This window comes from Gemmiger sp. An120 (genome assembly GCF_002160955.1).
Taxonomy (GTDB): domain Bacteria; phylum Bacillota; class Clostridia; order Oscillospirales; family Ruminococcaceae; genus Gemmiger_A; species Gemmiger_A avium.
In genome coordinates this window covers 126,480-148,432 of sequence record NZ_NFLN01000004.1, presented here as the reverse complement: position 1 = coordinate 148,432, position 21,953 = coordinate 126,480, and the positions used below count along the sequence as shown (strand labels likewise).

17 protein-coding genes, 1 pseudogene and 1 CRISPR repeat array (1 of these 19 only partly in view) are annotated in these 21,953 nt (G+C 49.1%); of the genes and pseudogenes, 6 read left to right on the top strand and 12 right to left on the bottom strand.

What is annotated here, in order from left to right:
- A CRISPR array of direct repeats spans positions 1-231; the repeat unit is 33 nt; unit sequence GTTACTGTCCCCGTGAGGGGTGTAGGATGCATC (it extends 219 nt beyond the left edge of the window).
- Positions 232-499: 268 nt separating this feature from the next.
- The 10 genes from cas6 to B5E65_RS05395 form a co-directional block, all read right to left on the bottom strand.
- On the bottom strand, positions 500-1,243 hold the full coding sequence (gene cas6, locus B5E65_RS05440; RefSeq protein ID WP_087170754.1) for a CRISPR system precrRNA processing endoribonuclease RAMP protein Cas6: 744 nt from the start codon (positions 1,241-1,243) through the stop codon (positions 500-502).
- 101 nt (positions 1,244-1,344) lie between these two features.
- The gene (locus B5E65_RS05435) at positions 1,345-2,658 is read right to left on the bottom strand and encodes a TM1812 family CRISPR-associated protein (RefSeq protein ID WP_087170753.1); all 1,314 of its coding nucleotides are present in this window, start codon (positions 2,656-2,658) and stop codon (positions 1,345-1,347) included.
- Between the two features lie 6 nt (positions 2,659-2,664).
- On the bottom strand, positions 2,665-4,506 hold the full coding sequence (locus B5E65_RS05430; RefSeq protein ID WP_087170752.1) for a TIGR03986 family type III CRISPR-associated RAMP protein: 1,842 nt from the start codon (positions 4,504-4,506) through the stop codon (positions 2,665-2,667).
- A 2-nt stretch (positions 4,507-4,508) separates the two neighbouring features.
- On the bottom strand, positions 4,509-4,877 hold the full coding sequence (locus B5E65_RS05425) for a hypothetical protein (RefSeq protein ID WP_087170751.1): 369 nt from the start codon (positions 4,875-4,877) through the stop codon (positions 4,509-4,511).
- Complete coding sequence (locus B5E65_RS05420; protein WP_087170750.1) at positions 4,874-6,142, bottom strand: RAMP superfamily CRISPR-associated protein; 1,269 nt, start codon at positions 6,140-6,142, stop codon at positions 4,874-4,876. Before B5E65_RS05420 ends, B5E65_RS05425 begins: the two co-directional genes overlap by 4 nt.
- Positions 6,143-6,155: 13 nt before the next feature.
- Positions 6,156-8,153 (bottom strand): RAMP superfamily CRISPR-associated protein, encoded by a 1,998-nt coding sequence (locus B5E65_RS05415; protein ID WP_087170749.1) that lies wholly within the window; start codon positions 8,151-8,153, stop codon positions 6,156-6,158.
- 3 nt (positions 8,154-8,156) lie between these two features.
- Entirely contained in the window at positions 8,157-9,647 is a 1,491-nt protein-coding gene (locus tag B5E65_RS05410; protein ID WP_087170748.1) for a Cas10/Cmr2 second palm domain-containing protein, read from the bottom strand.
- Between the two features lie 1,086 nt (positions 9,648-10,733).
- The gene (locus B5E65_RS05405; protein ID WP_087170747.1) at positions 10,734-11,096 is read right to left on the bottom strand and encodes a hypothetical protein; all 363 of its coding nucleotides are present in this window, start codon (positions 11,094-11,096) and stop codon (positions 10,734-10,736) included.
- Positions 11,097-11,151: 55 nt separating this feature from the next.
- Positions 11,152-11,382, bottom strand: a complete 231-nt coding sequence (locus B5E65_RS05400; protein WP_087170746.1) for a hypothetical protein — start codon at positions 11,380-11,382, stop codon at positions 11,152-11,154.
- 101 nt (positions 11,383-11,483) lie between these two features.
- Positions 11,484-11,864 carry a hypothetical protein gene (locus B5E65_RS05395; RefSeq protein WP_206406279.1) on the bottom strand — a complete coding sequence of 127 codons (381 nt, stop codon included), beginning with the start codon at positions 11,862-11,864 and terminating at the stop codon, positions 11,484-11,486.
- 190 nt (positions 11,865-12,054) lie between these two features.
- Here B5E65_RS05395 and B5E65_RS05390 point away from each other — a divergent pair, with 190 nt between their 5' ends.
- From B5E65_RS05390 to B5E65_RS16850, 6 genes and pseudogenes are all read left to right on the top strand, one after another.
- The gene (locus B5E65_RS05390; protein WP_087170745.1) at positions 12,055-13,179 is read left to right on the top strand and encodes a WYL domain-containing protein; all 1,125 of its coding nucleotides are present in this window, start codon (positions 12,055-12,057) and stop codon (positions 13,177-13,179) included.
- Positions 13,180-13,902: 723 nt separating this feature from the next.
- On the top strand, positions 13,903-15,096 hold the full coding sequence (locus B5E65_RS05385) for a hypothetical protein (protein ID WP_087170744.1): 1,194 nt from the start codon (positions 13,903-13,905) through the stop codon (positions 15,094-15,096).
- A gap of 88 nt (positions 15,097-15,184) precedes the next feature.
- Positions 15,185-17,950 (top strand): protein kinase domain-containing protein, encoded by a 2,766-nt coding sequence (locus tag B5E65_RS05380; protein WP_087170743.1) that lies wholly within the window; start codon positions 15,185-15,187, stop codon positions 17,948-17,950.
- Between the two features lie 132 nt (positions 17,951-18,082).
- The gene (locus B5E65_RS05375; protein WP_087170742.1) at positions 18,083-18,460 is read left to right on the top strand and encodes a hypothetical protein; all 378 of its coding nucleotides are present in this window, start codon (positions 18,083-18,085) and stop codon (positions 18,458-18,460) included.
- A 19-nt stretch (positions 18,461-18,479) separates the two neighbouring features.
- On the top strand, positions 18,480-19,040 hold the full coding sequence (locus B5E65_RS05370; protein WP_087170741.1) for a hypothetical protein: 561 nt from the start codon (positions 18,480-18,482) through the stop codon (positions 19,038-19,040).
- Positions 19,041-19,079: 39 nt separating this feature from the next.
- Positions 19,080-19,187: pseudogene (locus tag B5E65_RS16850) on the top strand (tyrosine-type recombinase/integrase); the annotation flags it as partial.
- A 926-nt stretch (positions 19,188-20,113) separates the two neighbouring features.
- Here B5E65_RS16850 and B5E65_RS05365 read toward each other — a convergent pair.
- Complete coding sequence (locus B5E65_RS05365; protein WP_087170740.1) at positions 20,114-21,451, bottom strand: MATE family efflux transporter; 1,338 nt, start codon at positions 21,449-21,451, stop codon at positions 20,114-20,116.
- Positions 21,448-21,942, bottom strand: coding sequence for a MarR family winged helix-turn-helix transcriptional regulator (locus B5E65_RS05360; RefSeq protein WP_087170739.1), 495 nt, complete (start codon positions 21,940-21,942; stop codon positions 21,448-21,450). The genes B5E65_RS05365 and B5E65_RS05360 overlap by 4 nt, the downstream gene beginning before the upstream one ends.
- Positions 21,943-21,953 lie beyond the last annotated feature (11 nt).

Below are 21,953 nucleotides of genomic sequence, written 5' to 3'. Positions count from 1 at the left end.
CCCCGTGAGGGGTGTAGGATGCATCTTGGATATTCTGTCGTAAAAAAGCGGAGAAAAGTTTATGTTACTGTCCCCGTGAGGGGTGTAGGATGCATCTCGAAATTGTGAGGACGATTTTCTCCGTTGCATCACGTTACTGTCCCCGTGAGGGGTGTAGGATGCATCCGCAAAGAACATTGCTCTGACCACTGCTACCACGTTACTGTCCCCGTGAGGGGTGTAGGATGCATCGGCAAAATTGCACAAAAATTTATCGATGCATTTAATAGACTTTCCAAGTCTTGCTATTATATTAGCAGACTTTTTACTTGAACACAAGTTGGTTTTGTGAGAAATCCCAGAAAAAAGCGATAATATTTGAACGATGTCTGGTGCGAACCCCATGTTTTAAGCCACGAGACAGCAGTGAGAAAAAAGAGCTTCGCACCAAGACCGTGATGCGCGTCCTGCTGGATTCGCCGGAGAGAAAACTCTCAATTAAAGAGATTGGCCGTTATTCTTACCGGCGATATTCCACTCCGCCCATACCGAGTGCGGTTTTTATTCCTATTCCACTGAATTGCGAAAAATACAGGAGCGCGTTTACCAGTTCCGAATGAAACCCCTGGTTCCTGTCCTCCAGAACAATTTTTCCCGTGAAGCCTGTAACGGCTTTTCCTTTCAGCCAAAACCGTTGACTTTTTAGCGAAAAAACCTGGAAATGCAACCTATGGGACATCACCACCAGACCTTCCCCGTCAGTGTCCTCTATTTGACATTCTGGGAAATTGCCGTTCCACTTTTTTACAAGGCTTTGAAGCAACAATTTGGCGCTGGGAAGATTCAGGTATTCACCTTGGCTTTTGAAAGCCGTTGGCGTACGAAAATAAAGTTCATGCTGACACCCCTTTGCGGGGCTGATTTCGAGAAGGTTTTCCAGGCTGTCAATTGTTTCTTGCTGCAAAATTTTCGCACGCAGTTTAATTGCACCGTCTTTAAGAGAATAAACGTCTGTTTGTTCCAGAACAGGGCGCAGGAACTGCTCTCCCTGCTCACCCAGCAGGCCGATTTCCCAGATCCATCGGCCAGCCTCAAATCTTAAATGCTGTCCCAACGGCGCTACAGGAGCTTCATGAATCTGCTGCGCCTGCTCAGGAGAAAGCTGCTCCAGAAGCGCCGCATACAGTCGATAGGCCCATCCTATATCCAGCTTGCATCCGCAGCTGGGTGTTAATTCAATCTGATATCGTGTCATGGCTGCCATAATCTTTGCTTCTTTCTGCCTTTTATACGAGAGTTAATTTTGCCACAATTACAATCGCCAGGCGAAAGCGAATTGCGCTCCGCTTTCGCCTGGCTGGCAAATTACCGGATGGTAGACAACCGCGCCAATGCTTTGAACATGATTTTCTTAACTTGCGGCAATGTCACATCGTTCAGTGCGGGATACCCCTGCTCGCACAGATACTCTTCCTGCTCTTTCTTGAATGAGTCCACTGTTTCACTGGCGTGATTGGTCAAGTTGCGAAGAGCCTTGATGTACAAATAATCGCACAAAATCTGGTGCAGCTTTTCCATGCTACAATTCACGTCATACTGCTCATTCGGCAACAGCTTTTTCAGGTGTTTCAATGTCCAAGGGTACCAATCTTGTTTGTATTTTCCATGACTCTTCTCGGTTTGATATGGATTAATTTTCTGGCTTTTCCACGACAGCATAAACACGTTCTCGAGCAATTCATCTGTTGCTTCATCGCGATACGCATGTTCCGGTTTCACACGCCAAGGGCTCTGCCCTTCGCGTGTTTCCAGGGGCCGGTTCTTGCCCAAGATACGCTCGGGGATTTTTTCCGTGTACAGAGTCAGAGCCTGCGGCAGCATATCGCTTTCCAGATACCACCGAATCAGGTCAATTGTTTTCAGCTTTCCGTTGAATTTTTTTCTGAAAGCAGGGAGCAGTGCCTGCATGATTGGGTCGCTGCAATTTTTCAGTTCGATCAAACTGGTTTGAAAATTTTTCAGATTTTCAGAGATCTGCTTTACCCGGCACAGCAGAATCGATTCGTTCAGCTGTTCCATTGATTCCAGGAAGCTGGCGATCCGAGCGTCTTCCGGCGCCTGCCCGTAGTATTGCCGCAGCGTTCGGACACTACCAAAAGAGCTCAACTCCTGCATTCCATTAATCAGATCGAACAGACGGATAATTTTGGATACATCTTCGATGCTGCCCTGTTTCCCGGGCGCTGGCCGGCGGGAATATACGGCCTGAACAATCGGGGAATCCACATACAGAAGTAGCCGGCTGAGCAGCATCATATACATGACCGCATTACGGAAACCGCCGGTGGTTTCCAGCAGGATCTCGTCATTCTGCTTGATGTTTTCCATGATACCAGGAAGACATTGCTCGATACTCATGGATTCCTGAAACGGAACCTCCACATACGACAAACCAGTAGCTACCATATTCAGGCGTTTTTTCAATTCTTGATATGCATTTTTTGCCTCCGGAGTGACAACGCAGATCAATTCTTGGACATTCGGATATGTTTTGAGCAAGTATTTTACCGGTGCTTCGTTAGTCAAGCCGCCTTGCACCACAGTACCATCCGGGCAAATATACTCTTCCGCCTCCTGGCCTATATTCCCACTGACGAACAGCAGTATTTTCTTTGCCAATTGACTTTACCTCCGTTTATTTTTGGAACCATACATCGCAAGCAACTTTTCAAAAGGATCAATTTCTGAATCTGCTTTCTTAGGGGCACTTTCCACTGTTTCTTTCCGCAGCTGTGTTACATCCGGCAAAGGGGCAGAGATATCTTTGAATTCTTTCAATTCCATATAAGATGCCTGAACGGGCTCTTGTACGGGCTTTTTCATGAAGAAAAAGTCTTCTATCTCACGCATCGAACGGATCGAGACACTTTTCTTCCCTTTTTTGACATCCAAACGTTTGGAGGCATATTCGTCATAACAGCGGATATAGCGGTCAATTTCTGTGGTTTCGTCCCTTGCATCGCTGCAAAAGCCCTGTAAGGTGTACAGGCTATCCAGATCCAGACTGGTCAATTTATCTACTGATACGGTCACCCTTCCATAGCCATAAGGTTTTCCCATTCCAAGACTTTGGAAGCAGCCTTCTTCCAGTTTCAGCGTCCAGAGCAAAAGCCCCAGTTCATCATCTGAGAGATTCTTGTATCGTATTACTCCGCGAAATGCACAGCCTTCTTTTAGTGGCTTTAATCTAGTTTGAACATTTTCGTTTGGATTGGCTGATTGCTGTGCTTGAGCAGGCTTCATCCAGTACTGCTTATAACCGCGAAGACGGAAATCATCCTGATTATAGTCTTTTCCGTCCACAACATAGCCGGGGTAATAACTGGGCTTTGGCTCTCCCAACACGGTGGTGATGTCCTGCATCTGTGTTGCGCTTGTGCACAGAACAAAATCACCCACGGAAACCCGAGAACGATACGATTGCTGATTTCTTCCGGCTTTTCGAGCGTATCCGAAAATGGCCGAAGGGTAGTCCAGGACAAAGGGGTCTTCATTCAGAAGTTCTTTGTGTTTTTTCGGAAGACCTTCCAGCAGAGAATGTTTATAGCCGATCCGCAAAAATCGCGTCATGCCAAAGTAGATGTGGCCGTCCAGTGCGCAATAAAAAACCGGCTTCATCTTGCCTTCATCCGGTAATGCCCAGAAGGATTTGTTTTCTCTCAGAGAATTGGCTCGACTCTTGTAATCAACCTCATAGGACAGCACATCCCATTCGCTTGGCTGAATAGCCGGCTGGCTTGGATCTTCCTGTGGAAACAGATAGACAGGGTTCGCTTTCTGACCAACATGCTTTCCTGTGTAGAGAAGCATACCGGACTGCATTCCGGCTGTCCCCGCGGGCTTGATTTCTTTCACCGTGTCGCTCGAAGCGGTGTAAGATACAAAGCAGGTGCTGGCATCCCGGCTCGGAAACTGTGCAAGATCCGGATGGCTGCGCGGAACGCGGAAAACCTCTCCCGCTATGGGCTGAATATAATATTTTCCGTTTTCTTTATGCAGATAACCGGCTTGTACGTTTTTCGGCTTGCTGACTGGCTTTTGGTTATGCTGTTCCGTTACAATATTCAGTGCTGCTTTATAATACTCACGGCGAGCATTCGCAACAGACTTTTTGGCGGCAGTCATATCCCGAAAATAAACTTGATAATCCTCCAGATCCTCTCCGGGTCTGGGCAAGCCATACCCGAGAATCATCATGTTCTGTCGCAGCAGGCCGCGCACGCTGGAACCCGGAATGGCAAACTTACCTTCCGCATTGCGGAAAAAGTCGGGATTACGGTTTCCGTCCGATATGAAAATGGGAGTTTCTGCCTTGATTGTCACATGAATCTCGCCTGTCTTTAATGCAGGGTCGATTCGATCATGGGGAGGAAGCTGATCTGCATTTTCATAGCGAATCAACACCTTGGACGAAAATGGAACAAAATTGTAGGGCGCTCGAGCCGTTACTTTTTGGTTTTCGGCCATGGTTACTTTCCTCCTTTCCAACCGGTCAAACGAGTAGCTTTTACAAAAGTTTGGCCGTCCTCGTCCACATCCAGAAGTTTGCTGAGTGTGAAGCTGGTGCCGAAAAGCGAAGGATTCGCAATCTCATATTCTTCCTCGAGACAATCGTCTTCGGGCTCTTGTGTCAGACAAACGGCTTCCAAACGCCCCTGCCGCCTGAACAGCCGGATCTCCTTCTCGCTATTAAAAAAACGCACTTCCAGAAGTTCCTCGGAGGCTGGCAGTTCAGTGTTGATTCCGAATTTAACTTCGCTCAGACACCGTGCAAATACAAAGGGAAGCGCGTGCCCGTCGTGCAGCGCCTGCTCCACGGTTAACTTTTCAAATTTCATTCGGTTTTCCTCCCCACGGCCTGAATCCAGCCTTCCAGTATCTTGTCAGGATCAGTCAGGACACAGGTGTGCTCCTGCGAAAACTCTATCCGGCCTGTCCGGCCTTTCGGTGCTTTTACTTCCACGGTGTGAACATCCAGATACCCGCGTCCGATCGAGCCGCCGCTGCCGATGTTGTAAAGCCCTATGCCAAGATCACGGAGAGCAAACAGCAAAAGCCCGCACCCTTCTGATTGTTCTGCCGGTATCTTTATTTCAAACTGAATTTCACCGCTGACTGGCTCCTGCGTCAGCAGGCCACGCTGAATCACACCGCCTGTGAATTTGTTGATCCGGATTCGCTTGACCTCCTGCCGTATCGTCCGGGAGAACTTTGCATCTTGGAAAATCACGCTTCCCGCTTGCAATTCATTCCCATATTCATCAGCGGAGTTACCGAACAGCTTTTCTGCCAGTGGGTCACAGCCCAGATGATGGGCGATCAGCTGTGCTCTTGCTCGAACGGCGCCTTTCAAAGAAGACGCTGGGATGATTGCCTCGCCGTTTTCCGAAATATTTACGGTGACAGCTTGATTGTTTTCTCGCAGTTCCCGCTCTGCCGCCATAACCAGAATCCGTTCAGCTTTGGCCTTTACCGTGAACTTGACAAATCCCTGGCACTGTACTTGAGGGAGAGAAATCTCCTGCTCGGCCGGGCGATTCTCCAGCCAAGCTGCCCGGTCAACTGCATCGCGCATTTGGAATATGCGTTTCTTTACTGTTAGAGAGACTGCGCCAAACCCGTTACTTTTCTGCGCACCCAGGCTGATCTCTTGCTGGTGCAGCGCAGCAAGCATCTGCTCAATCCAATTCAGCGCATCCTGCTGCGCCTGCCATCCCATCCAAACCAGTTCAAAGGTGAAGCATGCACCGGTACCGATTGCGGCAACATCGAATTTTCCACCATCTTTGGCAGTACCTGTCTTGCCATTGAGTTTCAGTCGGGGACGCATAATCTGCTGCTCATTTTCTGCAAATATTCCGTCGGACACTACCAGTTGCCCAGGTTGTTTTTGGCTGCCGAACAGCTGATCAGCCATGGCCGCATTCTGTTGCTCCAGCCAATCACGCAGAGCACCTGCCAGCGATGTTCCCTGCACAAAGGCACGGCCATCTGCATAGCGCAGCACAGACTCCATGTCATTATCTTCGCCGCCCGTGCGCAGCGGACTTTTGCAGCATGCCTTTACTGAGTACAGCGCGGCACAATCGAACTTTGCTCCCATAAGATTCACCACCTTATTCCTGAACTGCCTTGCGGCTGTGATCAAACAGCATGATCAAAAGCTGAAGACGCTCTTCCATAGAGTCCGGCACTGCGGCCAGAGAAAGCGTTTCGGAAAGCGGAGCATTCAGCACAGACCGCACCAGAGCATCAACATGCATGTATCGTTTTCGAAATGCGGGCCCGCGGGCGGTAAGGTTTTTCTCAAGATGTGCGTTCAACTCGGTACAATCGCCATGCTGCCGTTTGGCTTTTTCGCAAAGGGCCTGAAGCATGCCGCCCTGACTTTTAGAAAAGCCGTTTTTATACAGCGTCTGGCTTTGATCCATGATCCATTGGTACTTTGCGCGGCGAACAAGTTGCTGTTGCGACTGCTGTTCTGTATCGTTTGTCCTTTCAAGAGGTGCTCTTTTCCGGATCGCCTCAAACAACTCCGGGCGAAGGAAGAGTACTTGACCGTATCCTTCCCCGCGACGTATTCCAAGCCCTTGCGCCTGGATCCTTTGCAGGGCCTCCAGCTTGGGAGATTCACCCTTGCAATCAAGTTTAAAGATGCAGCCGCGATCATACATGCGTTCCCATTCCGTACGGCATTTCCACATGCGATTGTAACCGCCAAAGACCGCAATGGATGTACTGCAAGCCAGTATTTCCAGGTTTTCTAGCCCCAACTGCTCTTTCAGCTGCTCCAAATCCAACCCACGGTTTTCGCCCCAGTCGTCACGCATTGCAGTAGGGGACATCAGCAGAAGATACAGCGTTGTCCCTATCTCATTTTGCTGACGGTATCCGTATTGCTGTACCCAGTCAGGCTGATCAACAGCTTCCAGTTCTTCCACCTCGCATTCGCCAAATCCTTGATAGCGATCTGCGCCAATCCATACGCGGCCCTGGAGAACTTCACTGATTGCTTCGGCAAAAGAAGGCTCCGGGAGAACGATGTAACCCTCAAAATTCTGCCCTTGTTCCAGATACCGCACCTGAAACAGTGCCTTGCCGTCTTTGGAATCCGCAGCCCGCTGATTCAGGCGCATAGCACTGCTGGTGCGGCTGCTCCAATAATAGACGGTGTCGCCGTTCAAGCTACAATTGCTTCCAAGGCTTGCACGCTTACTTCCCATTACATCATTATTCAGTACACTGACCACTTTGTTGCCGACTTCGCCATTGTCGGTTTTGTCATCATAAAAGCTCATAATGGCAGGCAGAACACCGGGAGCGCCCGTCGGCTCCGCGTTCAGAAAGCGCATCTCATCGGAAAGCAGGACACGACGATTCTGCTCGAACCATTCCGGCTGCTGCTGCGCCAACTGAGAAAGCACCATTCCTCGGACGACAGAGCCAGGCAAATATCCGCGGGTTTCGCTGCTATTTCCGTGACTTTTGCTCAGATTTGGTACCATGACCGGCAGAATCGTTCGCAGACGATAGCGTAGACATTTCGCATGCAGAGCACTCTTTTGGGACTGAGTTGATTCGGTGCTTTCCAGCCGGAAATCCACACGTCCGAACCCGCGGCTGCGCAGAGTGCCCAGCCATTTAATACCGGCAAAAGCCTGCCGCACCAATTCTTCGTCCTCTTTTGCGCAGCATACTCGTCCGCCAAATACCAGCCCGGCGCGGATGCAAGCGGCCATTCGCAGGGTTCCGTTCTTCACAGTTCCTTGCTCAAGTGCGGTAAATACCCGGTTCTGGTAGCATTCCTGCGGATCTTTCGGAGCATGGAGCAACTGAAGCGAGGAAAACAGAATCCGCCGTTCATCTGTCACGCCTTCCCAGTCTTCCGCGCCAAACAGTTCTTTGGGAAGACTCGCTGAGAGTCCGGTCCATTCGACCAGGTTTTCAACGCTTTCTCGCAGCAAGCCTTTAAGAGTGGAGCCTTTCAGATAAGGCAAGCCCTGCTCGTTTTTGCAGACAGCAATATCCTCTCCGCCCGGAATGCTGTACCCGGCGCCAAAAATGGCATCCGACAACAGCGTCATTGTAACATTCAGCCATATCCGTTCCGGCATAGTTCATTCCCCCAGCTTTTCAAAATGATCGACCATTTCTATGGCGTCAAAGAAAATGCAGCGCCGTTCCCCCTGAATGCTGCGGAATGCGCTCTTTTCAAAGGTGTCCCCGTGCCGGATGATCTGCTCGAATTTTGTTTGCTGCTTGTCCGGTTCGGCGTATTCTGCATCCACGCCGCAATACAAAAAGTCATGAATTTGCTTGTCCTGCAAAAAGAACGTGCTTTCCAGTTCACCCTGTTTGAACGCATTGCGCAGCGCTTTTACCTTGCTGCGAACTGCTCCGCTCTTCACACGCAGGCAAAGATCTCGGAAAAATGCATAGGAGCGCAGGTCCAACTCTTGCGGTTGTTTAGCACACTCTGGCGGGATGACTACCGTCACCGGCCGTAATTCTAACCGGCCGCCGTCTTCGGTGGCATAATCTTCTCGGATCTGCGCCAAATCATTTTTTAGCTGGCCGAAAGCGATGTGCCAGTCCATAGCGCAGATACGCTTGGAAGCATCTAAAGAAGCGCCGAATTTCTTAGCGTTGCTGCACAGCTCTTCAGCCAGCTCGTAGGCCTGATAAAAGGGGAACTTGGTGTGTACCAGAGCAATGCCTGCACATGCCGCATAGGGCTTTTTATCTTGATCGTTCACTTTTTGGGCGAGCTGTTGCAGAAAGATGCGGGCAGCTTCTAAGCCGATTGAGCCTGTTGTCACAAAACAAACATCATCACCCGCGAGAATCACTGGACGCACCGGCAGCAGTTTCTGTTGAGGAAAAGCTTGCTGTACCTGCTGTAACATCTCTTGAAAGGCGGCTTCAAAATCCTTTTGAATGCTTTCGCTGAATGCGCGAAGGCTGCTGCAGCAAAGATCCCAGTCGTTCTGAGCCGATTGGTAGATGGAGTTCACACGATTGCCCATAGCATTACCGTCGACGTGAACTACCGCCAGAAAATTATCACCCTGCGTCTGGGCAAGCTCGGAAAAATCGCTGGCAAATTCGGCCCCCTGTGGCGGTTCGGGCATAATGATACCTACACTGCACTCAGCAACACTGTTTTTTTGCCTGGGGCTGAAATCCACCGGGTCCAGTGTTTCAACACCGAATGCCTGATGGAAAAATGCACCGGCACGTCTTGCTTTCTTCTCTTCAAGCTGCCGCGTTAATTCACACAAGTTTTCGCGGGGTGTTTTGGCATGATTATAGGGTATTTTCCGAACGAACATCTCAATTCCCGGGAAACGCATCATTGCGGTTTTTGTCACACGGGCAGCAAACTGTTGTGCCTGCTGAGAATCGTCAAACTGGAGAACCGTATGCCCACCACCGGCATACACCATGTTTTCTGGATGGTAAATCTCCGGCGCGGCGCTAAGAAAAAACTCCTCGCTGGTCACATAGTTGATCTGTGCTGAGCGCAGGGCATTTTGCTGCAGCTTTTGGCTGGCAAAGATATAGGCTTGCTTTTGCGATACTTCCATGATCATCAGAGTCTTTTGCATACGTAATATCCTCCCCGAATACTGGCGGCTGATGTCCTTATTGTAGCATATTTCACGATTTGTGACAGAGCTTTGACGTTTTTTTGTTTTGAATTTTCTGATTTGAAAAGTACTATGGATTCGTAATTGGTAGCGATTATCTGGTGCGAAGCTTCAATTTTTACCCTTTTATAAAGTAGAAAAAACATGGGTTCGCACCATTCGCATTCCAAACAGTAAGGAGCAGTTTTGTCATGTTTCAACAAAATTGTCTTGCACGCAGATACAATGTGTGCTATTCTAATAAGTAAGAATCAGAAGGTTTTCACAAACACAACAGAATGCTTTTGTGTAAATTTGCTGATGCGCTTCACACCCCTCACGGGGACAGTAACAACCGGCGGTGCCGTTCACCGCGCCGTCGGTGCCGGGATGCGCTTCACACCCCTCACGGGGACAGTAACTCGCCCGCACAAGAAGGTTTGTCTCGCTTATTTGAGATGCGCTTCACACCCCTTACGGGGACAGTAACCTAAGTTCGCAAGTAAAGTGTACCCAATCATCACCAGATGCGCTTCACACCCCTCACGGGGACAGTAACCCGCAGGAAATTGGAATCTTAATTCGAATCCCTCGATGCGCTTCACACCCCTCACGGGGACAGTAACCTTGAATTCCTGCCCCTTTGCGATGGATCCGGCAATGATGCGCTCCACACCCCTCACGGGGACAGTAACCCGGACAGGTGCCGGTGGAGGGTGCCGAAGTTTTGGGATGCGCTCCACACCCCTCACGGGGACAGTAACGGAAGAAGCACGCGACAATATCTACCTCGGGATGATGCGCTTCACACCCCTCACGGGGACAGTAACTCGTCTTGTCTTTGCGCTACCTTGTCTTGATGGTCTAAGATGCGCCCCACACCCCTCACAGGAAACAAAAAAGAAAAGCTATTCATTGTGCAATATTCGTACAATGGATAGCTTTCTTTTTAACCTTTTTGTCTGGCGCCGATGCTCGAGAGAATGTTCAAAACGATGTTGTTGCTGTCTGGCATATGCTTCTGTTTGTTAAACGGAGTGCGTACACCTGTCAGATATAAGCGCTTTAACTTAGCAACTTCAGCTGAAGTTGCAGATGTACGATTTGCTGCCAGCCATTATGCTCAAACACAAATTCTTCTTCGGCCCTGCCGTCTGCCAGGTGGAGCATCCGCCCCGAGGGAATACGCCGTGAAACGGATTGCAGCACAGGACGATCGCCCGCCAGCGGCATTAACTGAGCAACCATTTCCAGAGGCAGAACAACAGCAATCGCCTGCACTTGCGGCAGAAGGGGCTTCAGTTCGTCTACAGTTTTTAAAGTGTCCTTGTATTGCAGCAACTCGACCTGATCCTGCATTACCCGCTCCAGATCCGCAAGTTGTTCCGGCGTCATCTGGTGCCTGGATACCCACAGTACTTTTTTCATAACAGCACCCCCCGAGCGTTTGATACTGGTTTTGTGGATCTGCGCAGGGTCCGGATCACTGCACCAATTCTCCGAGCGATACACTTTCTGCCAGTTCGGCACCCGTTGCCGTGCAGAAGTTGTTCGCTATCTGGCCCGCAAACTGCATTCCTTTTTGCAGCGTGTCCACGGCACGGGAAAGTCCATCCGGATCCCGCTGCAAACGCAGCCCAATGTGCACTGCTCCGAGAGCAATCGCTCCCACCATGCTGCCTACTTCGGCCACTTTCAGCTTCTCGATTTGCATACTTTTTCCTCCTGTTTTGGCTGTTTTTACGGTTGGATATTTCATTCGATGGATTGAAATATTGCCCCCTGTATGAGGGGCATGCCTGATGGGGATCTTCCTTATACGGCCAGTTCCCGGGCGTATGCTTTGGCGAAGTTTTCCGCTACCGCCCAGCCCAGCATCTCGGTCACGGTGGCAGCCGTAGCGGCATTCACGACATTGCCCATGACCGGGATTCGTGCGACCAACACCTGTGAAACCCCGCGTCCAAGGTTGGTGCCCATGGCGGACAGGATCTGGGAAGCGGCCGCGCTTCTGCTCAGCTCGACGTTAAACACCCGTCCGAGCGCGATGGTCATGGTGATCTGCACGGGAGTGATGGCGAAACGGTCGGCCATCGGGATTTGGGCCAAACCGGCGCCTACTACAGCGCATCCGGCGCTGGCTGCATGAATGATGGCGTGGCATTGAGCTCGCTGCTGGCTGGTCATACGGCTCATGGTTCCCTCTCTTTCTGCCTCTATGGCTGGGGCATCTTGGATGGTGTGTTTCCCTATTGCAAGTTCATTGTACAGCACGGCTGATGGAATTTGTAGGGGGAGTATTAATGAGCGATTTGTTCCAATTTAGCAAGAAAAATGATAATATTAGATATATTTCGTTCCAGCACTGGAACAAGAAGGTGATTTTGTGCAGTTTAAAGATGTAAAAAAAGAATATAAGCAGCAGTTGGAGGATCCCTCCAATCGGTTCGAAAACAAACAGAGGATTTGTTTGAGCAGACGTGCGTATGATGTCTTATTGCAGGATGCAGAACGCTTTACCGGAACGAAAGAACTGGGTTCCGGCTTTGTAAATCGTTTACTGCTGAACCTGTACGGGATCGCTCAGGCTTCTGTTGGTCGAATTCAAAATGAAAAAAAGCAACGGCTGGAAAAGGCTTTAGAGCAGATTGCGGGGGGAGAAGCCATAGCAGAAGCGTTGATTCGCGCTTTACAAGAGATCGATCAACAGGAAGAAATTGATTCGTTGGATCTGTCCGCCAATGAAAAGACAGTGGATAGAATTGCTGTGAAGGAACCGAAAAAGAGTTTTCAGATACGTGTAAACAAGGAAAACTTGGACTATCTGGCATCTGAAGAGGGCCAGATGGAAAGTGAATATTACAAAGGCAACGTAAGGCGTTACATGAACGCACTGCTTGAAGAGTATGCCACCTATCCTTATCATCAGAGAGAACGCATTTACTGGAGGGAGCTTCTGGATCAATTTGAACAGGCTATGAAAGACCGCTGCCAAATGAAAATCCAAATAAAAAACAAAGAGGAAAACTATACGCTTTATATCAAACCTTACGGTCATTGTTTGGATTCGGAACACTTATATAACTATCTGGTAGTAAAAAGTCGGCGCATCAACGAAAAAGAATGGCGAATAGCGTCCCTGCGACTTAGTCGTATAGCGAAGTTTTCATTTTTAAGAGAAAGCGGGGGCTTGACAAAAGAGGAATGTGCAGAAATCAGGAATGCGATCGAAAATAAAGGGGTTCCGTATCTGTTTGATGTAAACAGGGAAGAAAAAGTTACGGTCTATTTGACGGAAACAGGCAAAAGCCTGTATGACACAATCCTTCATTTGCGGCCAGAACGCCGCGTGGAATTGGACAACAATACCTTTGAGTTTTCTTGCACGCAACAACAAGCAAAAGTCTATTTCTTTCAGTTTGGAGAGGAGGCGCGAATTTTGGCGCCCTCTAACCTGGCAGAAAATTTTGCGGAGCGATACAGACATGCCGCAGAGCAATATGGGCGCTGAACTGCAAAGCAGAAGAAAAAAGACAGCGAACATCCAAAATATCACAGGCAACATACAGAGTATGGTTTTGATCGCTTTCAAATTATCGTAGGCCTTTGCCGCGGGGCTGGAAGATTTGAAATCTGCTCCAGCTCCTGCTGCGAAGCCAGAAACTGCCGCAGTACCGCGGTCCGCAACTGCCGAGACTACGGGGGACACGGTACTCGACTTCTTATCCGAACCGGAACCGCAGATGAGTCTGCCACCAGAGAATATTGAGGAAAGTTCACAGAAACAGTCAAACGCAGCACAGTGGACGCTCAGCGATGAGATTGTACTTTGTGCTCCGAACGCTTCTGGATGGGACAGGGAGGAGGACGGTTTTGCGCTTTGCCGAAAGACGGCGGAAGAAGGTTTGTTGTCAAGCCGAGCGACACACCTTTGCGTGGTGCGCAAAAAACGCTTGAGTTCCCATTGGAAACGGAAGATTTGTGGCGGTTATTCTGACCTATCCAAACGGCGTACATCTTGGCAGGGAAAAAGATAAGCAGTTCAGTGCGGAGCAACCGTCCGAGTGTTTTGTACTGCGGGCGGAATCCGGAAACGCGTGAGCCTTGAAAATAGGCTCGGTGTAAAGTTGAATTCAAAATGATGGAAATGATCAATAAGAAAAGTAATCCAATGCGGAACTGTGGCTGTCAAATTTCAAAACATTGTTGGAACAAAAAGTAAAAGGAGTACACAATGGAGGACAACCGTACACAAGTCTGGGAAAACGGATTGTGGGAGTTGGATGGAAGCGAGAACGACGTTGGGGAAAAAGTTCTTGAATTCTTGCAGAAGCGTTCTGGAAAGGCGGCCTTCGGTGCGCGTCTATCGCGATTTATTGCGGAGGAATGTGGCATTAGTGAAAGCGGTGCGTCACAATACTTGAAAGATAGATGCCGAGCGGAGGGTATTGACATCAATCCGAATACGGTACGAAATTGGTTTTCTAAAGCTGGCCCTAAAAAGGGAGAGCATAGCCGGGATCTTATGCTTCGCGTAGCATTTGCTCTTCATTTGAATGTGGAGCAAACAAATCGGCTTTTTCAAAAAGTATATCTGGATCGTGGCTTGTATCCACGCCGGCTGGAAGAGTATACGGCGGAATTTTGCCTGAAAGAAGGATTGAGCTGGACAGTTTGGCAAAGCTTGTTGAAACAATATCCTTCTGCAGAAGGAACCGACGAGCAGACTGTCTATACGCGGGTGTTGCAACAAAACTTGGATGATATAAAAACATCTGATGAACTGAAAGAATACTGGAAAAGGCATTTTTACAATTTTACAGTACAAAACAAGTCTGCCAGAGAAGTCTTGCAAGACCTTATTCAAAAAGTAAAGGGGAACGCGGAAAAAACCGGAGAAGTAGACAGGGAAATCGCAGAACGACCTGATTGGAGCAGTATTCTGAATACAGGTCCACGAAAGTCCCGTGGGAATAAAGATGCGGATCTGAATGAAGAACGGCGACGTCCTCATGATACCAATGAGGCAATGGTCTGTGTGATTACTGACATCGATCCGAAGGCGAAGAACGGCAATAAAGGAAAACGTTCCATCATAAAAGATACTTGCCTCCCCAGCGAGATACGAACCAATTTTCCGGAAGCATCTGTTTTCTCAAAGAAAAATCCGAGCTTTGAAGAACTGCGTAAAATGATCATTTTGCTTGGCTCATATTACCTGTGGCGGCAGGCAAAACGAACCGGCAAAATGTTGGAACTGGATGCCTATATTCAGGAAATGAATGACCGGTTGAATACGGCTGGATTACCACCCCTTTATTATGGAAATCCATTTGACTGGCTGTTTCTCTTTTCGGCGAAGGAAGACAACCCGCTTGACTGTTTTCGTGAAATTTTAGCAGAGGCAATGGAGGACGAAGAACTCTGACGCAACGAAAATTACAACATTGCAAGGCCGCTTGCTATACTGCGCCTGGAAGCTTTCCCAAAACTCTTTAGTAGAAAAGGAGACAATTATGGAACGAGTCTTTTTGCGTAGTGGCACAAAGCTTTTGGTGACGGAACTCGCCAGCAAAAATCAGTATGCGTTTATTATCGGCCAGCAAATTGGGCAAGGGGCAAACTGCTTGGTTTATGAGGCATATCGTGACGGCTCTCCCAAACATCGCGTGCGGATTAAGGAGTGCTATCCGGCCCGGCAAGCGCCGATCCGTGAGGGTCAGGAATTGAGATGGTTGGACGAAAGCCAACGAGAAAAAGCATTAGAGCACTTTCAAGAGGGCTTCAATCGTCAGAGACACTTCCAAAGTGTGGAAGAAACCGGGAATGCAGCTATTCATATGCCTCTGGAAATGTGCGAGGCCAACAATACCCACTACATGATCATGGAGTTGGACTACGGCAAGACGCTGGATCGATATAAGGTGTCAACACTCGAAGAAGCTTTCGCAATCACAAAAGCACTTGCCGGTACTATTGGTAGGTATCATAGCCTCGGATTCCTGCATTTGGACATCAAACCTGAGAATATTCTGGTGCTGCGGGAAGCGCCCAATGCGATTAAGTTATTTGATTTGGATAGTGTGGTCTGCAAAAAAGATATTCAGGAGGGAACGCTTCCGGTGCTCTCGTACTCCCCCCGCTGGGCTGCACCAGAACTTCGGGGAGAAATGATTTCTCAAATCAGCGAACAAACGGATATCTATTCAATAGGGGCCGTTTTATTTTGGATGGTCATGGGCAGAGAACCGGGCTGTGATGATCGGAGCATCTTTGCGGAATGGGAATTTGAAGGGCCACTTTTTAACAGCCAAAATCCCCAATTAAAGCGGGCCCTTCGCCATATCTTCCACCATACATTGTGCTGCAGAGTGGCATGCAGGTTTGAAAATGCTGATACACTGACAGAGAAATTGGATGAGGCACTGAAGCTTGTTCGCGAGAAAAAACCATACCTTTTGTCCAACGTGGAGCACGTGGCCCGGTTTATCGGACGGGAAAAGGAACTGGAGCGGATCCGGGCGAGCTTTGTAAATGGGAAAAAGGTCGTGATTCTTTCTGGCTTTGGTGGCATCGGAAAAAGCACGCTAGCCAAGCAATATGCGTGGGAGAATTATGGCCCTCATGCGCTTTATGATACGGTGTCTTTCTGCCGCTATCGAAAGCTTGCCAGTATCAATGGTTTGCTTGCTGATTTACCGCTGCAAAACGCGGAGATGGACACACAGTCAGAGCAGGATACCCAGTCGCAGACAGGCAAAACAACAAAACGCTTTCGTGCTGTATGCTCTGCGATGAACGAACATACCTTGTTGATCCTGGACAATTACGATGTGGATTTGCCCGGCGAAGATTGGGAGAAGCTGATGAGTTTGCCTTGTCATGTACTGGTGACCACTCGCACAGATTTTTCCGACTGGGCTGGTGAGCAACAAGTTGTGCAGTATAATGTAGATGTGTTGGAAGAGCCTGAGCTCTTCCAGTTGTTTGAGAAAAATGCGGGAACCCATCTTGACGAAACAGATGCGCACGTTTTGCATGATGTACTGGGAGCAGTTGGCTATCACACTTTGATGACGGAACTGTTGGGCAAACAGTTGGCTGCATCCGGCATCTCTGTGGAGCAGATGAAAGCGAACCTGTTCGATCAGAAAGAGATCATCCGTTATCAAAAGGATGGGCGGACCAATGCGGAAACGATCCGTCAGGGCCTTGAAGCCCTTTTTTCCATGGCAAGATTCACATCCGAAGAACAAAATGCGATGCGCTATGTCTGGACTCTGAGTGGGATAGGCGTGCAAAAACAGGACTATCGTCACTGGACTAGTTCGGCTGATTTAAATACTTTGAATCGGCTGATTCATTTGGGGTGGGTACAAGAAAGCGGTGAAAAAGGCTCGCTGGATCTTCACCCTCTCATTTTTGAAATGGTTCAGCAGCAGTTGAAGCCCAACAGGGATAGTTGCCGAGGAATGGTGAACCATATCTGTGGTATATCCCCACGATACGATGAAGAACGGGGAAAATGGAATTATGACCCCCGTATTGTGCTGTGGATATATTCGCGGTGGGCAATTCAAAGAAATGGAGGAATCTGGGCAACTTTCGCGGCGAAAAGGTTTATCAGCTTGTTTGATCAGTACAAAAGCGAAAATGAAGAAGAATTGTGGAACAGCCTGTTTGAGTGTGGACAGGAACCGTCCCCGGTAGTTCTTTTTGAGCCGTTGGTCGAATTTGTAAAGCAAAAGCGACATCAATTTTTACTCGATGGGTTGATGGTGATGGCACAATACTGCCGGACCATGATCGCCTATGAATATATGTTTACCTGGGAAGCTCAAGATAAAGAGTTCTTCGAACTGAGGCGCGCGATAAATGCTGCGGCAGAATTGTTTGCGAAGATGTATCAGGAATATTTAGCGGAGAGTAAAAATGCTTCGCCAACCGCGAAAGAAGCGCTCGATGATGTGGTGGATGCTGCATTTCATGTGGATGGGCAGTACATTATTCCGAACACGCCGGCGCTGCACAAATTGTATTGCCTAAAATACGAGCAATTGAAGCATTGCTGGGCACATGCATTCTGCTTTGACCTAAATTCGGAGAGGGGAGAAATTGAGGAGCGAATGCGCTGGCTCGTTGATGCCTTTCAGGATGTGGGCCAGGATAGTTCCATGTATCTTAATTCCGACAAATTGTATTGCCGTCAGAATTTGACACCGCAAGAGCTTTGGGAATATCGTCCCTCGGAGTTTCCTTCGGATTTTAAGTGGGACCAGTAATACATCGAAAAATGGCGAACGCACTACCGATCAAGGTAGTGCGTTCGCCATTTTTGGCTGCGCAACGAAAATTACAGCTGCAATATTTGAGGGATTATACTGAAGTCATCAAATCGAAAGGAGCTCATTTCTATGATGACTAAGCACAGCCAGAAACGCATGAAAGAACGTATGGGGTACCGTGGAACTACGGCTGAACGGATTGTAAACAATGCATTAGAGAGGGGATTTACGGCTGAAAATGCTCCGATTTTCGGCCAACGAAACTATTTGAAATACAAAACATCACCGGGGTACGCTCCCATTTTATATCAAGACCATTGTTTTGTATTTGCGCAAGACAGGTGTGTTACTGTGCTGGATATGCCCTGCTATCTGCAGCATAAACCAATCAAGCGGGGTAAGGAACGAGTTCGGCACCCAAAAAAATACTTTAAGTTATACGGCTTTCCTGAAGATTGGATGACAAAGGCGCAGCAATACGATTTCAACTGTGGGCAAGATGTGTAAGAAAAGGAGCATACATAACATGAAAGCCGAGTGTTCAACAGGTACTGTTTTTCGATTCGATTCATATGGTGTTCGTCTTACTGCGGTCTGCATAGGTCGCCAGAACGGGAAAGTTCAATGCTTCCGTGTTTGCACAGACGAGGAATCGTCTAAAACGATAGGAATGCATATGTCAGACGGTCGTTCTGTTGGCCCAAACTACAGGATTGCCTATAAGAGTCGGTTTGAAATATATGCATCTCAAGTGAGGACATTGCTTTTCACCTGCAGAGCAGAAGACATTTCTTTGGCCAACAGGCTGCATAGCTGCCTTGTCCCGGTGGTGAATATGAGAAAAGAGTTGGCAGACGCTAAGCGCAGTCTTTCTCGACTTACTGATGCGGCAAGATCGCAAGCTTTGGACAAAATTGAAAGGCTGAACGAAGAACTCTATGAGAGACAGTGCATTTTCTTGCGCGAGCATCTTTACAAAAACAAGTCTAAGCATTATGAGAATTTTCGGATTGTGCCAGATGAGCGTGGAATCACACAGATTTATGGACTCTATCAGGAGTGGCATGCTAGAAAAATATATCGATAAAATGTTGTTTTAGAATGGGAAGCAATCCGACGTATTTTGATGTCCTATCTGGAACTGGTGAGCGGATTGCGGAAAGGCGAGTTGGTGGTACTTCCCTGGAATGACTTCGATGTGGAAGCCAGGACTATCTTAGTCAGCAAGCAGTATTATATCTGATTGACAGGTAACATTACTCATTGGGGGCAATATATGTTTAGCTGACTACCAATCCGAAACCTCAAGATCATCAGTCGAATAGCTTGCATGTCAGGTTCACGGCTGTGTGTCTGAGAGCTTGTTAAAATCGATGTGCGGCACTAGTATAGAACCGGCAAAATCGGTATGAATCAATGTGCGCAGAAATGCCACAACTGCACATCGATTTTAATGTTTTATGGATTTATCTGGAGCTTTAAATCTGGTACAATAAGGGCGTCCGAAAGGACTTCGCAACTGCACATCGATTTTACTGGCTGTATGCATTGCCGGACAGGTGGATTCGGTTACTGGCAGAAGCGTCACAAACGCACACCAATTTTGGAGTGTAGCAGCTCACATCGGTACACCGGTTTTGGCGGTGGCGAAGGTTCCAAAAGCCTATTTTCAACTCATTAACGTTCCTTCACTCATACCGTGGGAGAGCCTTGATCTCGTACCAAAATAGCCCCGAACAATTGTCCATTCAAGACCCGTAATGAATGCGTAATGAATGACCCTGTTTCATACCAAAAGCGCGGAAACAAGCCTGCTGAAAAATGGCTTGTTTCCGCGCTTTTTTGACGGGGCATTCGCCTATACCACCCATCGCATAAAATGGGGTTCAAGAGGCCGTGAGTTCGACTCTCGCCACTCGGACCAAAGGCACCAGCCGAAAGGCTGGTGCTTTTTTGTGCATCGAAAACCACTCGCTAGGCGAGTGGTTCCAAAGAAGACTTATGGCGAAATCCGTGTAAAATGATGTGCAGAAAGTGCCATAAATAAAGACCAGTTTTGGGGTGCGACAATTTCTTAGCACTCGGAATGAAGCCTCAATAGAAAAGCCGGCGGCAGAGCTACAGTCTGTCGCCGGCTTTTCCGGTTACTATGAATTTGCGTTAATATCCAAACCGCTTCTTTTTGAAGAAAATCAGTAAGCCTGTCAGTACGGCCGCCAGGATTTCTGCCGCTGTTACCGACAGCCAGATTCCGTCCAGGCCCCACAGCCGGGGCAGCAGCAGGACGGCCAGACACTGGAACACCAGAATTCGCAAAAAAGAGATCAGCGCAGAGGTGAACCCGTCGTTCAGCGCCGTAAAGAAAGCGGAGCCGAAAATTCCGATGCCGCAGAGCAAAAACGATGTGGAGAACAGCACCAGTGCGTGAATCGTCATGGCCAGAAGTTCCGGATCGTAACTTACAAAGATCAGGGCAAGCGGCCGGGCCAGAAACTGGCTGAAACTAAACATTCCCAGTGAGAAAACAGTGATCAGCCGAAGGCTTTTCTTTCGCAGGCTGCGCAGTTCTTGCCGGTTCTGCGCACCGTATTGATAGCCGATCACCGGGGCCACGCCCACCGAATACCCAAGAAATACCGACTGAAAGATCATGCTTACGTACATAAGCACACCATAGGCGGCAACGCCGTTTTCACCCGCGTATCGGATGAGCTGCAGATTAACCAGCAGGCTCACAAGGGAGGAGGAGATATTGCTCAGCAATTCCGATGCGCCATTGGTGCAGACAACAGCCAGCGCTTTCCGCTCGGGTACGAATCGGCCCAGCCGCAGCCAGCTGCGGTTTGGCCGGGCAAAGTAGAGGACCGGGATCAGACCGCCTACCAGCTGGCTGAAAGCGGTAGCGCCTGCGGCACCTGCCAGCCCCCAGCGGAGCCCCACTACAAACAAGGCATCCAGCACCATATTGGTGAGACCGGCAGCCAGGGTAACAACAAGGCCCAGTTTGGGTTTGCCGGCGGTGGCAAACAGGCATTGAAATTCGTACTGCAGAATGAAAAAGGGCAGTGCCAGCAGCAGAATGGTGCCGTAAACCACACTGTCGTGGAGCAACTGGCCCTGTGCACCCAGCAGTGCCAGCAGAGGCCGCAGAAATACCAGAGCCGCAGCAGCCAGGATCACACCGCAGAGAAGCGCGGCGAAAACCACCAGAGAAAACAGCCGGTTGGCCCGTTCGTGGTTTCCCTCGCCCAGGGTCTTGGCAATCAGGGCGCCGCCGCCGGTACCGAACATGAAGCCCATCGAGCCCAGGATCATGATTACCGGGAACACAAAATTAACGGCAGCAAAGGATATTTTTCCTACAAAGTTGGAGACAAAAAAGCCGTCCACCACCGTATAGACAGAGGTTATTACCATCATCACGATGGCAGGAAAGGTGTAGCGCAGCAGCCGGCCGTAGCCGAAGTACTGTGCCAAGGGAAGATGCTGCTGATTCATAGATGCATATATTGATCAGATGTGTTTTCAGACGAAACGGCCGGGGGCGCGTCGGGAAGGGCGTCCGCTTTCTTCTGCAGGTCCAGCAAAAAGGCGGCGGCCAGGGCAAAATACCGCTGTACATCCTCCCGCGGCCAGGCGGCAAAGATCTCGTCTTCCATGGTCAGGACCTGCCCGACCGTCCGCTGCGCCAGTTCCTTTCCCGCTTCGGTCAGGCAAACCAGCTTGTTCTTTCCGTCTGCCGGCTGCAGATACAGGATGCCCTCCTGCTCCAGCTTGCGGATTGCCGAGTTGGCGGTCTGCTTGCTCAATCCGGAAAACCGGCAGATATCCTTCAGCAGACGGCTGCCGCCTTCTTCCAACAGGGCATACAGGATCGAGGACGTGCTGTCCGACAGGCCCAGTTTCCGGTTGATCTCATGATAGACCATGCTGGTTTCTCCCAACAGGTAGTTGAATCGCTTGAGCTCCTGTGAAACGGTATGGCTCATAAGAACCTCCA

Bases quoted from the DNA above. Each gene is read 5' to 3' on its own strand.
- B5E65_RS05415 (WP_087170749.1), bottom strand. From the start codon at position 8,153: ATGCCGGAACGGATATGGCTGAATGTTACAATGACGCTGTTGTCGGAT.
- B5E65_RS05370 (WP_087170741.1), top strand. From the start codon at position 18,480: ATGAAAGCCGAGTGTTCAACAGGTACTGTTTTTCGATTCGATTCATAT.
- B5E65_RS05425 (WP_087170751.1), bottom strand. From the start codon at position 4,877: ATGAAATTTGAAAAGTTAACCGTGGAGCAGGCGCTGCACGACGGGCAC.
- B5E65_RS05405 (WP_087170747.1), bottom strand. From the start codon at position 11,096: ATGAAAAAAGTACTGTGGGTATCCAGGCACCAGATGACGCCGGAACAA.
- B5E65_RS05365 (WP_087170740.1), bottom strand. From the start codon at position 21,451: ATGAATCAGCAGCATCTTCCCTTGGCACAGTACTTCGGCTACGGCCGG.
- B5E65_RS05380 (WP_087170743.1), top strand. From the start codon at position 15,185: ATGGAACGAGTCTTTTTGCGTAGTGGCACAAAGCTTTTGGTGACGGAA.
- B5E65_RS05385 (WP_087170744.1), top strand. From the start codon at position 13,903: ATGGAGGACAACCGTACACAAGTCTGGGAAAACGGATTGTGGGAGTTG.
- B5E65_RS05395 (WP_206406279.1), bottom strand. From the start codon at position 11,864: ATGAGCCGTATGACCAGCCAGCAGCGAGCTCAATGCCACGCCATCATT.
- cas6 (WP_087170754.1), bottom strand. From the start codon at position 1,243: ATGGCAGCCATGACACGATATCAGATTGAATTAACACCCAGCTGCGGA.
- B5E65_RS05400 (WP_087170746.1), bottom strand. From the start codon at position 11,382: ATGCAAATCGAGAAGCTGAAAGTGGCCGAAGTAGGCAGCATGGTGGGA.
- B5E65_RS05430 (WP_087170752.1), bottom strand. From the start codon at position 4,506: ATGGCCGAAAACCAAAAAGTAACGGCTCGAGCGCCCTACAATTTTGTT.
- B5E65_RS05410 (WP_087170748.1), bottom strand. From the start codon at position 9,647: ATGCAAAAGACTCTGATGATCATGGAAGTATCGCAAAAGCAAGCCTAT.
- B5E65_RS05375 (WP_087170742.1), top strand. From the start codon at position 18,083: ATGATGACTAAGCACAGCCAGAAACGCATGAAAGAACGTATGGGGTAC.
- B5E65_RS05360 (WP_087170739.1), bottom strand. From the start codon at position 21,942: ATGAGCCATACCGTTTCACAGGAGCTCAAGCGATTCAACTACCTGTTG.
- B5E65_RS05420 (WP_087170750.1), bottom strand. From the start codon at position 6,142: ATGGGAGCAAAGTTCGATTGTGCCGCGCTGTACTCAGTAAAGGCATGC.